Raw genomic sequence first — 13985 nt, forward strand, 5'->3', positions numbered from 1 at the left:
ATGCAGGGGCAACCGCCATCGCCGGGCACGCCGCCGCGGTCCCCGCGTGTCACCATCTGCATGCCCGCCTGCGAGGCCGCCGCGACCCTGGAACGGGCCGTCGCCTCGGTGCGGGCGCAGACCGTCCCCGACTGGCGCCTGATCATCGCCGATGACGCCTCGACCGACGCGACCTGGCCGCTCGCGCGCGCCGCGGCCGCCGCCGATCCGCGGATCGAGGCGATCCGACAGCCCGCGCGCCTGGGATCGCAGAATTTCGCAACCGGGCTCGACCGGGCCGAGACGCCCTTCTTCGTCTGGCTGGCGGCCGACGACTACTGGGCGCCGCGTTTTCTTGAGGCCAGCCTCGCAGTGCTTGAGGCGGCGCCCGCCGCGGTCTCGGCCCTGCCGCGCGTCCGCTGGACCGGCCGCATCGACGGACCCCGAACCGACACGCTGGCGGGCCCCGCGGTGCAGCGCCTGCGCCGCTACCTGGCCGCGCCAGGAGGCACGCGGATGTACGGCCTGATGCGCACCGGAGTGGTTCGTGCCGCTTTTCCGCGGCAGGCCATGAACGCCTATGACTGGGTCCTGATGACCGGCGTGTTGCGCGCGGGTGCCCAGATCGAGGTGCCCGAGCCGCTGTTGTTCCGCGAGCGAACCGACCCCTTGCGCTATGCCGAGGCGGTCGATGCGCTGCACCGGGCGCGTCTCTTCCGCCGGTTCCCGGTGCTCGCCATGAGCCTTGCCGCGCTCCGCGCAGGCCACATCCCACTGGCCAATCTGGGCGATCTGGCCGCGCTGAACCTGCGCAAGCATGAGGAATACCTGGCCGTGATGCGCCCCGGACAATTCGCCCGGAGGTTGCGGTTGTTCCGCGCGCTTGGCCTGCCGATCGCGGCGACGCCCGGCCGCGCGGCGGATATCGCCGGGCAGATCGCCCGCGCCGATCCCGGGCGCCGGTCCGGGGCCGGCCGGGTTCTGGTGCGGCTTGCGCGGCTGGGCGATGGCGCCGCGGCGCTGGAGCTTGGGCATCTGCGGCGCGCAGGGCTGTTGCCCGGGGATGCGGCCGCGGCCTATCGCCGGGCCGGGGAACTGGGGCTGGCCGATGGCTGGTTTCACGAGGCGCTGGCCGGCGGCACCGCCCAATGGCCCCGGATCGTCGGCGCCGCCCATCGCGGATCGGTGGCGGCGCGCACCCATCTGGCGCGCTGCCGGGACGAGGGCCGCCTGCCGGAGGCGCTGGCCGATGTCACCGCCTACCTGCTGGCCCCGCGATGACCGCCGCCGCGCGCCCCGGCCAGCCGCCGCGCCTGACCGCGATCCTGGCCTGCCGGAACGCGGCACCAACGCTCGGCCGCCTGCTTGAGCACCTTGCGCGGCAGGGGGCCGAGACCATCGTCATGGATCACGGATCGACCGATGACACCCCGGCCATTGCCCGGGCGCATCTGGGCGCACCGGTGACGCGGATCGTCGATCACCCGTTCGACGGCGTGTTCGACCTGACCCGCCAGCTTCGCCTGAAGCGCGAGATCATCCGGGGGCTCGGCGGCGAGGGCTGGGTGCTGCATGCCGATGCCGACGAGTTCCTCGACAGCCCGGACGGCACGCCCCTGCGCGAATATCTCGCCCTCTGGGATGAGTCCGGGGTTCTTGCCTTCGACTGCGCCGAATACATGTTCCTGCCCCGCAACGAGGGCGAGGCGCATGATCCCGCGCGGTTCGAGACCACAATGCGCCACTACCTCCCGTTCCGCGAGCGCGACCCCAAGCAACGCCTGTTCCGCGCCGATGCGCCGCTTGGGATGTGGATGCGGACGGGCGGGCACAGCATCAGCGCCGCGCCGTCGCGGATCGCGCCTGTGGCGCTGCGGCTCAGGCACTATTTCGCCCTGTCGCTCGACCAGGTGCGGGCCGAATACCTGTCGCGGGTCTTTGCCCCGGGCGATATCGCGCGGCGCTGGCACGGCTCGCGCATGGGGGCGGTGCGTTACCAGGTGGTCGCGCCGGCCGGTGCCGGTTTCCGGTCGATCGATGCCGGCTGGTCGCATGATGGCGCGGTGACCGAACTGCCCCTGTTCCGCCCCCTGCGAGCCGAACTGGCGCCGCCGGATAGCGGCACGCAGACCGATCTTGGCCTGGTCGCGGGGCCGGAAGCGGTGGCCGAGATGGCGGCCGCGCATCTCGCGCGGGGCCTGCCTGGCCTGCGCATCGCGCGTGTTGCGGCGCCAGCGGCTGGCGGACCGCCCGTGCTGCACCTTCTGGCCCACCCGGCCTGCGGGGCGCCCGTGGATGGCGCGGGCCAGCGGGACCATTCCGAAGCATGGCTGCGCCGCATCGCCTTTGCGCGTCAGGCCGCGCTTGCGCCGGGTGCGCGCTACGCCGAGCTGCGGGCCGAGGATGTCGAGGCGGACCCCGAGGCGCTGATCGCGGCGGTGCGGGGGGTGATGCTGGCGCCGCCCGCCCATGCGGCCGGGTTCCTCGCGCGGCCCGCGCGACCGGTGCGGGCCGAACCGTTCCCGGCCGCTATCCGCGCGATCACCGGCGCACTTGCGCGCGATCTCGGCTATGTCTGAGCCAGTCCGGCGGCCGCATCATAGCTGGCCAGGTCGGAACAGCCCGCGAGACAACCGGGGCAATCGCCGGCACGCCCGCGCGCCTGCATGCGGCGCTGGACCGGGCCGTGCCAGATGTCGCGCAGGCGAACGCCCTGCATCACGTTGCCCATCGACTGGCCGCGCATGAAGAAGCAGGGATAGGTCTCGCCCCGCCCGTCGATCAGGACGAACCGCGCGGGCAGCGCACAGCCGCCGGGCGGCACCGGCCGCACGCCGTCGAAGAGATAGGGCAGGATCGCCGGGAACACCGCCTCGGTCGCGATCCGGACGCCCGCCTGCCGCGCCTTGTCGAGCAACGCCGCCAGCGTGGCCGAAACAGCCTGCCGATCTTCCGGGCCGAACAGCCAGCGGCTGTGGTCGGGCTGGTCCCAGGCGATTTCGGGCTGGAACGGCTGATACGATACGGAGGCGAGGCCCAGGTCGACCGCAAGGTCGATCAGGTGATCCGCGGTGGACAGCGTCGGCCGCATCAGCACGCCCTTCAGGGTCACCGGGACGCCGCGCGCGCGCACCGCGTGCAGACCGGCGAGTGCCTCGCGGTACATCCCGGCACCCCGCAGCGCGTCATGCACCGCTTCGGGCCCGTCGATGCTGATCCCGAGGCTTAGCCCCGGAATCGCGGCAAGCCGCTCGGCATGGCGGGCGATCAGCGTGCCGTTCGTGACCACCGAGATGCGCCCATAGCCCAGTCGCGCGGCCTCGGCGAGGATCGGGACGGTGTCCTTTCGCATGAACGGCTCTGCGCCGGTGGCGGTAAAGACCTGCGCGCCAAGCGCACGCGCCTCGGCCAGCAACTCGCGAATACGGTCCTGCCCCGGCCCGTCGCGCCCGCCTTTCCAGACGCTGCACATCTCGCATGTGAGATTGCACTTGCCGGTCAGCTCGATGGCGATCTCGTGCAGGGGAACCGGGCGAAGCCGCGGCGCGGGGGCCACGTCCTGCCGCGCCTCGACGCGCGCGACCTCGTGCAGGGCCGACCGGTGCGCAGCACGCACCCGTTGGCGCAGCCGCTCCAGAATGTCACCCCTGCCGTTTCCCGTCATGCCAGCCATCCCCGCAGCCGCGCCCGGGACGCACGCGTCCCGGCCCGGACCTGGCCCAGTGTAGATGCCGCGCGGCCTTGACGTAACCCCGCCGCTCGCAGGACGCACCCGGGTGGGCAATGGACAGCCCGCACCACGCCTCGGGCGCGCGAAAAGGGGGCGCATGACGGAGTTTCAGAGGATATGCGAGGGTTGGCCGCTTCCGGCCGATCTACCTGTAATTTCTCTGAAATTCAGGATTTGGTGGAGCCAAGGGGGATCGAACCCCTGACCTCTTGCATGCCATGCAAGCGCTCTCCCAGCTGAGCTATGGCCCCGGTACGTTGGCGGCCCCTTCGGACCGCCCGCGTGTATCTATGAAAGGCCGGGGGCGAGATCAAGCGGAAAAATGCCCCCGTCCTGCGTCACGTCTCGTCGTCGTCGTCGGACGACATGTCGGCGATGTCGTCGAGCGAAACGCTGTCATCATCGTCATCGTCCAGGACGTCATCGCCCAGGTCGACCTCGGTCCCCTCTTCGTCGTCGATCACCGCATCATCGTCTTCGACCAGGTCATCTTCGACGACGGCCTTGGCCGGTGCCGCCCGCTCGGACAGCATGGACCGCCCCTTGACCGAGGTCAGGCTTTCCACCGTGAAGCTGTTGCCGCAGGACGGGCAGGTCATCGGGTCGCGCTGAAGGTCATAGAAGCGGGTCGCACAACTTGGGCAAACGCGCTTTACACCCCATTCGTCCTTGGGCATGGAGGTCCTCTCACGGGTCAGGTCTCTTGCGGTTGCAGCCACCTGCCACAAGTCCCCGGACGTGTCAAAGCCCTTTTGGGCTGCTATAGACAGGCCAAAAGCACGAGTCAGCGATGGGCACGACGCGACTTCCCGGAAACCCGCCGCTCGAGGTGGCACTGCGCCGGTCGGCGCGGGCGCGGCGGTATTCGCTGCGGGTGTCGCAGCTTGACGGCCGGGTGACGCTGACACTGCCGCACCGGGCGCCGCTGGCCGAGGGGCTGGCCTTCCTGCGCGAGAAGGAGGGTTGGATTCGCGGCCACCTCGCCGCGCGCATCGACGATCATGCCGTGATGCTTGGCGGGACGGTGCCGTTCCGGGGGCGGGCGCTGCCGATCGTGGCCGGGACGGGGCGTGCGCCCCGGCTGGCGGACGAGGCGCTGGCGGTGCCGGGGGGCGCCGGGGCCGTCGGACCCCGGATCCAGGGCTTTCTCAAGACAGAGGCGCGGCGGGCACTGGCCGAGGCCGCCGACCGGCACGCCGCGGCGCTGGGCCGGGGCTATGGCAGCCTGACACTCCGGGATACGCGGTCGCGCTGGGGGTCGTGTTCGTCGCGGGGCGATCTGATGTTCTCGTGGCGGCTGATCATGGCGCCGCCGCAGGTGCTGGACTATGTCGCCGCGCACGAGGTCGCGCATCTGGCCGAGATGAACCATTCGCCCGCCTTTTGGGCGGTGGTGGCGCGGCTGATGCCCGACTATGCCGCACCGCGTGCCTGGCTGCGCGCCAACGGCGCGGCGTTGCACCGTGTGCGGTTCAACGATTGACGAATGGCGCCACCGTGATCACAGTCGGCCCATGCTGATCCAGACCCGGCCGGGCGAGACGGGCACCGCGGCCCATGACCGGCTGTACCGAACACTCAGAACCCAGATCATGCACGGCGAACTGACGCCGGGTGCCGCGCTGACCCTGCGCGGCATCGGCCGACAGTTCGGCGTGTCGATGACGCCTGCGCGCGAGGCAGTGCGGCGGCTGGTCGCCGAAGGCGCGCTGACGATGTCCTCGTCGGGCCGGGTCTCGACGCCCGAGCTTTCGAATGAACGGATCGAGGAACTGGCGGCGCTGCGCGCGCTGCTGGAACCGGAACTGGCCAGCCGGGCACTGCCGCGCGCGCACATGGCGCTGATCGAGCGGATGCAGAAGATCAACGCCGAGATCGGCGAAACCGTGGCGCGGGGCGATGCGGTGGCTTTCATCCGCACGAACCTGGAGTTCCACCGGGCGCTTTACCTGCGCGCCCAGGCTCCCGCGATGCTTGCCATGGCCGAAACCGTCTGGCTGCAACTCGGCCCCACGATGCGCGCGCTCTACGGCCGCCTCGGCCGGACGGAACCACCCCAGCACCACCGGATGATCCTGGCCGCGCTGCGGGCCGGCGACGAACCCGCGCTGCGGCTGGCGGTGCGTACGGACGTCACCCAGGGGCTGAGGATGCTGGCCACCTGAGCCCGGCGTGATCACAACTGCTTGTCGCGGGGGCGACGCGCGCGCCGCCCGTCCCATATGCAGGACAGGTGGGGTGGTCGGTTCCCCCAAGGCCGTCCTGCCCGCCGCGTCCGCTCGGGCGTGGCAGGGGGCGGCGGGCATTTCCGCCGCCGTCCCCATGCCGGGCGCGCCTCAGCTGTGGATCGCTCCGTCGCCGCAGGCCAGCGCCGCCTCGCGCACCGCTTCGGAACAGGTGGGATGGGCGTGGCAGGTGCGGGCCAGATCCTCGGCCGCGGCGCCGAATTCCATCGCGACGCAGATCTCGTGAATCAGGTCGCCCGCGCCGGGGCCGATGATATGGGCGCCGAGGATGCGGTCGGTTTCCGCGTCCGCCAGGATCTTGACGAAACCGTCGGCCGCGAACATCGCCTTGGCCCGGCCGTTGCCCATGAAGGAGAACTTGCCGACCTTGTAGGCGCGGCCTGCTTCCTTCAGGCTTTCTTCGGTCGCGCCGACCGCCGCCACCTCGGGCGCGGTATAGATTACGCCGGGGATAACCCCATAATTCACATGGCCTTTTTGCCCCGCAAGGATTTCCGCGACGGCCATGCCCTCGTCCTCGGCCTTGTGGGCGAGCATGGGGCCCTCGATGGCGTCGCCGATGGCGTAAAGGCCGGGGACCGAGGTTCGGTACTGGCCGTCCGTCGCGATCTGGCCGCGCTTGGTCAGGTCCACCCCCAGCGCGTTGAGGCCCAGGCCCTGGGTGAAGGGTTTGCGGCCCGTGGCGACGAGGACCACATCGGCGTCGATCTGGTGGGTGCTGTCATCCTTGCGCAGCGTATAATTGACCTTGGCCTTGGTCTTCAGCGCCTCGGCGGATTGGACGGCGGCGCCAGTGATGATCTCAAGCCCTTGTTTCTTCAGCAAGGATCGGAAGGTTCGGGCGATTTCGGCATCGAGGCCGGGGGTGATCTGGTCGAGATACTCCAGAACCGTCACCTGCGCGCCGAGCCGGGCATAGACGGATCCCAGTTCCAGCCCGATCACGCCTGCGCCGATCACGGCGAGTTTCTTGGGGATCTTCGGCAGCGACAGCGCGCCGGTGGACGAGACGATCATCTTTTCGTCGATCTCGACGCCGGGGAGGGTGGCGGGTTCGGAACCTGTTGCGATCACGATGTTTTTCGCCTTGTGGGTCTCGTCTCCGACCTTGACCAGCCCGGGTTCGGGGATCGTGGCCCAGCCTTTCAGCCAGTCCACCTTGTTCTTCTTGAACAGGAACTCGATGCCCTTGGTGTTCTGGGCAATAACCTCGTCCTTGTAGGCGAGCATCTGTTGCCAGTCGACCTTGGGTGCCGCGCCCTTGAGCCCCATCTTCTCGAAATTGTGTTGGCAGTCATGGAGTTGGTGGGAGGCGTGCAGCAGGGCCTTGGAGGGGATGCAGCCGACGTTGAGGCAGGTGCCGCCCAATGTCTCGCGGCCCTCGACGCAGGCGGTTTTCAGGCCGAGCTGGGCGCAGCGGATGGCGCAGACATAGCCGCCGGGTCCGGAGCCGATGATGATCACGTCATAGCTTGCCATGGGGTCTCCTTTGCCGGTTCGGGCGATCTGAATTCCATCGGATATTCATCGGACTTTTTTCCGGTCCTGACCGGGGGCAGGGGGGCTGTCTGCCCCCCGCCGCGCCTGCGGCGCGGCCCCCCCGAGGATATTTTCGGCCAGAAGAAGGTCACAGCAGTGCGGCCAGTGTCATCAGCAGCGTGGCGAGGAAGCCCACGCCCCAGAGGATCGAGCGGCCGGGCGACCAGCCGAGCGCGTAGGCGGGGATGTAGAGGATGCGCGCGCCGAGATAGGCGAAGGCGCAGATCGCGGTGAAGAGCGAGGACTGACCCGAGAGGGTGACAAGCGCAGTGGCGGCGGTGAAGAGGATCAGTGCCTCGAAATGGTTGTTCAGCGCGCGTTGCAGCCGGGCGGTGCGGGGCGAGAGCGGCCGGTCGGGCGGCGTGTCGCGCGGGCCCGCGGTGTAGTTGGCGCCCAGTTCCATATTGGCGGGGATCGCCAGAAGAATGAGCTGGACGGCCTGGAGCAGGATGGCGAGGGCGAGGGCGGTGAGTTCGGGGGTCATTCCGTCGCGTCCCGGGCTTGACCCGGGACCTCCTTGGGGTGGGTCGGAGCGAGGCCCCGGATCAGGTCCGGGGCGGGGTTGGGTTGGGCGGTGAGGTCGGGGGTCATCTCACCTCAACACCTGAAAGTACGGTCCAAACGGCAAACGAGAACGCCGCAAGCGACAGCCAAGCGATGATCAAATAGGCGGGAATTACAAACCAATCCGCTAGGGCGGTCCGGCCTGTATATGGATTAGAAGTCAGCGCCACAACATACGCCAGTGCAATTACCAAGAAGGCCAGCACAATGCCCGCTAGAAAGCTCAACATGGCAAGTTTGATTGCCCCGAGTGTGACCAAGAAGGCAGTCTGTGCTGATGAATTTCCTAAGAAAGTCAGGAGGACGACGAACCCGCCACTATTTAGGGTCATGAGGGTCTTTAACGCGAACATTCCAAGTTCGCGCCGTTCCTGAATGGACGAACGATACCATTCTCCTCTGACTTTTTCCTCCGTGATTTCTTCCATCACAAATCCATCAACAGCCTTCTCGGATCCTCCAGCGCCTCCTTCACGCGGACGAGGAAGGTCACCGCGCCCTTGCCGTCCACGATCCGGTGGTCGTAGCTGAGCGCGAGGTACATCATCGGGCGGATGACGATCTGGCCTGCGACCACCACGGGGCGGTCCTGGATCTTGTGCATGCCGAGGATGCCCGATTGCGGGGGGTTCAGGATCGGCGAGGACATGAGCGAGCCGTAGACCCCGCCATTCGAGATGGTGAAGGTGCCGCCCTGCATCTCGGCCATGGACAGCTTGCCGTCGCGGGCGCGGATGCCGAGTTCCGCGATGCGCTTCTCGATCTCGGCGAAGCCCATGGAATGGGCGTTCCTGAGCACCGGGACCACCAGCCCCGAGGGGGTGCCGACCGCGATGCCCATGTGGACGAAGTTCTTGTAGACAATGTCGGTGCCGTCGATCTCGGCGTTGACCTCGGGCACCTCGGAGAGCGCGTGGCAGCAGGCCTTGGTGAAGAAGGACATGAAGCCCAGTTTCACGCCGTGCTTCTTTTCGAAGAGATCCTTGTATTCGCGGCGCAGTGCCATGACGCCGGACATGTCGATCTCGTTATAGGTGGTCAGCATCGCCGCGGTGTTCTGCGCGTCCTTGAGGCGGCGGGCGATGGTCTGGCGCAGGCGCGTCATGCGCACCCGTTCCTCGCGGGCGGAATCCTCGGCCGGGATCGGGGCGCGGGCGGCGTCGGGGGCGGGTTTCGGCGGTTCGGCGGGCTTGGGGGCGGGTTTCGGGGCCTCGGCGGCGCGCATGACATCCTCTTTCATGATGCGGCCGTCGCGGCCGGTGCCCTTGACGTCGTCGGGCGCGAGACCCTTTTCGTCCATCAACTTCTTCGCCGAGGGGGCGTGTTCGACATCGCGCCTGGCCTGCGCGGGCTTGTCGGTGGCGGCTTCGGCCGCGGGTTTCGTGCCGGCCCCGGTGTCGGTCCCGGCCCTGGCAGGTTGCGCCGCGGCGCCGTCGCCCGAGAGCATCAGCGCCAGCCGGGCGCCGGCCGCGACCGTCTCGCCCTCGGCGGCGATGATTTCGGAGAGCGTACCCGAGGCAGGCGCCGGAACCTCGACCGAGACCTTGTCGGTTTCCAGTTCGCACAGCATCTCGTCGCGCTCGACCCGGTCGCCGGGGGCCTTGAACCAGGACGCGACGGTGGCCTCGGCCACGCTTTCGCCAAGGGTGGGGACCATCACGGCGATTTCCTTGCCCGAGGGCGCGGGGGGGGCGTCGGGCTCGGCGGGGCTGGCCTTGCCCGCGGCGGGTTTCGCGGCACCTTCGGTGATCGTGGCCAGCAGCGCGTCGACCGAGACGGTCTCGCCCTCGGGGGCGACGATTTCGGCCAGCGTGCCGGCGGAGGGGGCGGGAACCTCGACGGTCACCTTGTCGGTTTCCAGTTCGCACAGCATCTCGTCGGCGGCGACCGCATCGCCCGGCTTCTTGAACCAGGTGGCGACGGTGGCCTCGGCGACGCTTTCGCCCAGGGTCGGAACGCGGACTTCAATGGACATGGGACTTAACCTTCGATTGTCAGCGCATCGTTGACGAGCGCGGCCTGCTGGGCCTTGTGCTGGCTGGCGAGCCCGGTGGCGGGCGAGGCGGCGGCGGGGCGGCCGGCATAGACCGGGCGGTGGTGGCGGGCGTTGATGCGGGTGAGCACCCATTCGAGGTTCGGCTCGATGAAACTCCAGGCGCCCTGGTTCTTGGGTTCCTCCTGGCACCAGACGATCTGCGCCTCGGGGAAGCGTTCAAGCTCCTTCACCAGACTCAGCGCCGGGAAGGGGTAGAACTGTTCGATCCGCAGGATGTAGACATCGTCCAGCCCGCGGGCATCGCGTTCCTCCAGCAGGTCATAATAGACCTTGCCCGAGCAGAGCACCACGCGGCGGATCCCGGCGTCGGGTTTCAGCCTGATCTCGGACCGGCCGAGATCGGCATCGTCCCAGAGCACGCGGTGGAAGGACGATCCGGTGATGAAATCGCTGGCCTCGGACACCGCAAGGCGGTGGCGCAGAAGCGATTTCGGGGTCATCAGGATCAGCGGCTTGCGGAAGCTGCGGTGCAGCTGGCGGCGCAGGATGTGGAAGTAGTTGGCGGGCGTCGAGCAGTTGGCGACGATCCAGTTGTCCTCGGCCGACAGTTGCAGAAAGCGTTCCAGCCGGGCCGAGGAATGTTCCGGGCCCTGGCCCTCGTAGCCATGGGGCAGCAGCACCACGAGGCCCGACATGCGCAGCCACTTGCGTTCGCCCGATGAAATGAACTGGTCGAACATGATCTGCGCGCCGTTGGCGAAATCGCCGAACTGGGCTTCCCAGGTCACCAGGGCGTTGGGTTCGGACAGGGAATAGCCGTATTCGAACCCCAGCACCGCGTATTCCGAGAGCATCGAGTCGATGACCTCGTAGCGGGCCTGGCCCTTGCGGATGTGGTTCAGGGGATAATAGCGTTCCTCGGTGTTCTGGTCGACCAGCGCGGAATGGCGCTGGCTGAAGGTGCCGCGGGTGGAATCCTGCCCCGCGAGGCGCACCGGATAGCCCTCGGTCAGCAGGCTGCCGAAGGCCAGCGCCTCGGCGGTGGCCCAGTCGAAGCCCCGGCCCGACGAGAACATCTCTTTCTTGGCGTCGAGCAGGCGGCCCACCGTCTTGTGAACCTCGAAGCCCTCGGGGACCAGCGTCAGCGCCTGGCCCAGTTCCTGCAACGTCTCCTCGCCGATCGCGGTGTCGCCGCGCTGGTAATCGTCGGCGCCGCCGCGCTGGATGTGGCTCCAGCGGCCGTCCAGCCAGTCGGCCTTGTTCGGCTTGTACTCCTTGCCGGCCTCGAACTCGGCGTTCAGATGCGACTGGAACGCGGCCTTCATGTCCTCGATCTCGCCCTCGGGGATCAAGCCGTCCTGCACCAGGCGTTCGGTATAGAGTTGCAGGGTCGTCTTGTGCTTCTTGATCTTCTGATACATCAGGGGGTTGGTGAACATCGGTTCATCCCCCTCGTTGTGGCCGAAGCGGCGATAGCAGAACATGTCGATCACGACGTCGCGGCCGAACTTCTGGCGGAACTCGGTGGCGACCTTGGCGGCGTGGACCACCGCCTCGGGGTCGTCGCCGTTGACGTGGAAGATCGGCGCCTCGACCATCAGCGCGATGTCGGTCGGATAAGGTGACGAGCGGCTGAAATGCGGCGCGGTGGTAAAGCCGATCTGGTTGTTCACCACGATATGCATGGTGCCGCCGGTGCGGTGGCCCACCAGCCCCGACATGCCGAAACATTCCGCCACGACGCCCTGCCCGGCGAAGGCCGCGTCGCCATGCAGCAGGATCGGCAGCACCGTGCGCCGTTCGCGGTCGCCCGCCTGTTCCTGCTTGGCCCGGGTCTTGCCCAGGACCACGGGGTTCACCGCCTCCAGGTGTGACGGGTTCGCGGTCAGCGACAGGTGGACCACGTTGCCGTCGAATTCGCGGTCGCTTGAGGCGCCGAGGTGGTATTTCACGTCGCCCGAGCCGTCCACATCCTCGGGCTTGAAGCTGCCGCCCTGGAATTCGTGGAAGATCGCGCGGTAGGGCTTGCCCATCACGTTGGCCAGCACGCTGAGCCTGCCCCGGTGCGGCATGCCGATCGCGATTTCCCGGACCCCCAGCGCGCCGCCGCGCTTGATGATCTGCTCCATCGCCGGGATCAGCGCCTCGCCCCCGTCAAGGCCGAAGCGCTTGGTGCCCATGTATTTCACATGCAGGAACTTCTCGAAGCCCTCGGCCTCGACCAGCTTGTTCAAGATCGCGCGGCGTCCCTCGCGGGTGAACTTGATTTCCTTGCCGTAGCCCTCGATCCGTTCCTTCAGCCAGGCGGATTGCTCGGGGTCGGAGATGTGCATGTATTGCAGCGCGAAGGTGCCGCAATAGGTGCGTTTCACGATGGCCAGGATCTCGCGCATCGAGGCGACCTGAAGCCCCAGCACGTTGTCGATGAAGATGGGGCGGTCCATGTCGGCATCGGTGAAGCCGTAGGAGCCGGGGTCGAGTTCGGGATGCGGCGTGGGGTTGCGCAGGCCCAGCGGGTCCAGATCGGCCACCAGATGGCCGCGGATGCGGTAGGCGCGGATCAGCATCAGCGCCCGGATACTGTCCAGAACCGCGCGCTTGACCTCGTCATCGGTGACCTCGACGGCCTTTTCCCGCGCCTTTTCGCGGATCTTCTCCTCGGCGGCCTTCGCCTCGCTCATGACGGGCAGGCCGGGCCATTGCCCGTCAAGGGCGGCGGTCAGGTCGTCATTGGGGGCGGGCGGCCAGTCGCGGCGCGCCCAGCTGGGCCCGGCGGCCTCGCGCTTGACCGACACCTCGTCATCGCCGAGATCCGCGAAGAAGCGGCGCCACTGTTCATCCACGTTCTCGGGGTCGTTGGCGTAGCGGGCGTAAAGCTGCTCGACATATTCCGCGTTGTGTCCCTGCAGGAAGGACGAGTCGTGGAAGGCGGTGTTGGGGCTTTGCTCGGTCATGGTTGGTCCTCCCTCGCGCGTGGGGTGCGGCGCGGCCGGTTCCCGTCGGCCGCGCGCGTCCCTGGGGTTATGCCTCGATGGCTTTCAGAACGGCCTCGCCGAGGCGCGCAGGGCTGTCGGCCACCACAATCCCGGCGGATTTCATCGCCTCGATCTTGTCCTCGGCGCCGCCCTTGCCGCCGGCGACGATGGCGCCCGCATGGCCCATGCGCCGCCCGGCCGGCGCGGTGCGGCCCGCGATGAAGCCCGCCACCGGTTTTCTGCGGCCCTTCTTGGCCTCGTCCTTCAGGAACTGGGCGGCTTCCTCTTCGGCCGATCCGCCGATCTCGCCGATCATGATGATCGACTGGGTTTCATCGTCGGCGAGGAACCATTCGAGCACGTCGATATGTTCGGTCCCCTTGATCGGGTCGCCGCCGATGCCGACGCAGGTGGACTGGCCAAGGCCCACATCGGTTGTCTGCTTGACCGCCTCGTAGGTCAGCGTGCCCGAGCGCGAGACGACGCCGACGCTGCCGCGGTGGTGGATATGGCCGGGCATGATGCCGATCTTGCAGGCGCCGGGCGTGATGACGCCGGGGCAGTTCGGCCCGATCAGCACGGAACTGGACCCTTCCAGCGCGCGCTTGACCGTCATCATGTCGAGCACCGGGATGCCTTCGGTGATGCAGACGATCAGCGGGATTTCCGCGTCGATAGCCTCGAGGATCGAGTCCGCGGCGAAGGGCGGCGGCACGTAGATCACCGTGGCGTTCGCCCCGGTCTTCGCCACCGCCTCGTGGCAGGAATCGAAGACCGGCAGGTCAAGGTGCTTCTGCCCGCCCTTGCCCGGCGTGACGCCGCCGACCATTTTCGTGCCGTAGGCGATCGCCTGTTCGGAGTGGAAGGTGCCCTGGGAGCCGGTGAAGCCCTGGCAGATGACTTTGGTGGTTTCGTTGACGAGAACGGCCATGCTTTGTTTCCTTAGTATCGAGGTG

At 68.2% G+C, this 13985-nt stretch carries 12 protein-coding genes and 1 tRNA gene; 4 read left to right on the forward strand and 9 right to left on the reverse strand.

Annotated features, from left to right (window positions below; genetic code table 11):
• Positions 1 to 1260, forward strand: coding sequence for a glycosyltransferase family 2 protein (locus EV655_RS07835; protein ID WP_132543543.1), 1260 nt, complete (start codon positions 1 to 3; stop codon positions 1258 to 1260).
• Entirely contained in the window at positions 1257 to 2558 is a 1302-nt protein-coding gene (locus tag EV655_RS07840; protein WP_165905303.1) for a glycosyltransferase family 2 protein, read from the forward strand. Before EV655_RS07835 ends, EV655_RS07840 begins: the two co-directional genes overlap by 4 nt.
• Here EV655_RS07840 and EV655_RS07845 read toward each other — a convergent pair.
• From EV655_RS07845 to EV655_RS07855, 3 genes are all read right to left on the reverse strand, one after another.
• Positions 2549 to 3643 (reverse strand): radical SAM/SPASM domain-containing protein, encoded by a 1095-nt coding sequence (locus EV655_RS07845; protein ID WP_165905304.1) that lies wholly within the window; start codon positions 3641 to 3643, stop codon positions 2549 to 2551. The genes EV655_RS07840 and EV655_RS07845 overlap by 10 nt on opposite strands.
• Positions 3644 to 3884: 241 nt before the next feature.
• Positions 3885 to 3960: transfer RNA gene (locus EV655_RS07850), tRNA-Ala, on the reverse strand.
• An 87-nt stretch (positions 3961 to 4047) separates the two neighbouring features.
• Positions 4048 to 4386, reverse strand: a complete 339-nt coding sequence (locus EV655_RS07855; protein ID WP_132543549.1) for a TIGR02300 family protein — start codon at positions 4384 to 4386, stop codon at positions 4048 to 4050.
• A gap of 113 nt (positions 4387 to 4499) precedes the next feature.
• Between EV655_RS07855 and EV655_RS07860 the strand changes: the two genes are divergently transcribed.
• Together EV655_RS07860 and EV655_RS07865 are read left to right on the forward strand one after the other, a co-directional pair.
• Entirely contained in the window at positions 4500 to 5192 is a 693-nt protein-coding gene (locus tag EV655_RS07860) for a M48 family metallopeptidase (RefSeq protein ID WP_132543551.1), read from the forward strand.
• 31 nt (positions 5193 to 5223) lie between these two features.
• Positions 5224 to 5874, forward strand: a complete 651-nt coding sequence (locus tag EV655_RS07865) for a GntR family transcriptional regulator (protein ID WP_132543553.1) — start codon at positions 5224 to 5226, stop codon at positions 5872 to 5874.
• 171 nt (positions 5875 to 6045) lie between these two features.
• Here EV655_RS07865 and lpdA read toward each other — a convergent pair whose 3' ends face one another.
• The 6 genes from lpdA to sucD all read right to left on the reverse strand — a co-directional run bounded on the left by lpdA (position 6046) and on the right by sucD (position 13960).
• Positions 6046 to 7434, reverse strand: a complete 1389-nt coding sequence (lpdA, locus tag EV655_RS07870) for a dihydrolipoyl dehydrogenase (protein WP_132543555.1) — start codon at positions 7432 to 7434, stop codon at positions 6046 to 6048.
• A 148-nt stretch (positions 7435 to 7582) separates the two neighbouring features.
• Entirely contained in the window at positions 7583 to 7978 is a 396-nt protein-coding gene (locus tag EV655_RS07875; protein WP_132543557.1) for an MAPEG family protein, read from the reverse strand.
• A 103-nt stretch (positions 7979 to 8081) separates the two neighbouring features.
• The gene (locus EV655_RS07880; RefSeq protein ID WP_132543559.1) at positions 8082 to 8486 is read right to left on the reverse strand and encodes a hypothetical protein; all 405 of its coding nucleotides are present in this window, start codon (positions 8484 to 8486) and stop codon (positions 8082 to 8084) included.
• The gene (gene odhB / locus EV655_RS07885) at positions 8486 to 10033 is read right to left on the reverse strand and encodes a 2-oxoglutarate dehydrogenase complex dihydrolipoyllysine-residue succinyltransferase (protein ID WP_132543561.1); all 1548 of its coding nucleotides are present in this window, start codon (positions 10031 to 10033) and stop codon (positions 8486 to 8488) included. The genes EV655_RS07880 and odhB overlap by 1 nt, the downstream gene beginning before the upstream one ends.
• A gap of 5 nt (positions 10034 to 10038) precedes the next feature.
• On the reverse strand, positions 10039 to 13008 hold the full coding sequence (locus tag EV655_RS07890; RefSeq protein ID WP_132543563.1) for a 2-oxoglutarate dehydrogenase E1 component: 2970 nt from the start codon (positions 13006 to 13008) through the stop codon (positions 10039 to 10041).
• 67 nt (positions 13009 to 13075) lie between these two features.
• Complete coding sequence (sucD, locus tag EV655_RS07895; protein ID WP_132543565.1) at positions 13076 to 13960, reverse strand: succinate--CoA ligase subunit alpha; 885 nt, start codon at positions 13958 to 13960, stop codon at positions 13076 to 13078.
• Positions 13961 to 13985 lie beyond the last annotated feature (25 nt).

It is taken from the genome of Rhodovulum euryhalinum, assembly GCF_004342445.1.
Lineage (GTDB): Bacteria > Pseudomonadota > Alphaproteobacteria > Rhodobacterales > Rhodobacteraceae > Rhodovulum > Rhodovulum euryhalinum.

Coding starts and splice junctions, on each gene's coding strand:
- EV655_RS07880 (WP_132543559.1), bottom strand. CDS start 8,486: ATGGAAGAAATCACGGAGGAAAAAGTCAGAGGAGAATGGTATCGTTCG.
- EV655_RS07875 (WP_132543557.1), bottom strand. CDS start 7,978: ATGACCCCCGAACTCACCGCCCTCGCCCTCGCCATCCTGCTCCAGGCC.
- odhB (WP_132543561.1), bottom strand. CDS start 10,033: ATGTCCATTGAAGTCCGCGTTCCGACCCTGGGCGAAAGCGTCGCCGAG.
- EV655_RS07890 (WP_132543563.1), bottom strand. CDS start 13,008: ATGACCGAGCAAAGCCCCAACACCGCCTTCCACGACTCGTCCTTCCTG.
- EV655_RS07860 (WP_132543551.1), top strand. CDS start 4,500: ATGGGCACGACGCGACTTCCCGGAAACCCGCCGCTCGAGGTGGCACTG.
- EV655_RS07855 (WP_132543549.1), bottom strand. CDS start 4,386: ATGCCCAAGGACGAATGGGGTGTAAAGCGCGTTTGCCCAAGTTGTGCG.
- EV655_RS07845 (WP_165905304.1), bottom strand. CDS start 3,643: ATGACGGGAAACGGCAGGGGTGACATTCTGGAGCGGCTGCGCCAACGG.
- lpdA (WP_132543555.1), bottom strand. CDS start 7,434: ATGGCAAGCTATGACGTGATCATCATCGGCTCCGGACCCGGCGGCTAT.
- sucD (WP_132543565.1), bottom strand. CDS start 13,960: ATGGCCGTTCTCGTCAACGAAACCACCAAAGTCATCTGCCAGGGCTTC.
- EV655_RS07865 (WP_132543553.1), top strand. CDS start 5,224: ATGCTGATCCAGACCCGGCCGGGCGAGACGGGCACCGCGGCCCATGAC.
- EV655_RS07840 (WP_165905303.1), top strand. CDS start 1,257: ATGACCGCCGCCGCGCGCCCCGGCCAGCCGCCGCGCCTGACCGCGATC.
- EV655_RS07835 (WP_132543543.1), top strand. CDS start 1: ATGCAGGGGCAACCGCCATCGCCGGGCACGCCGCCGCGGTCCCCGCGT.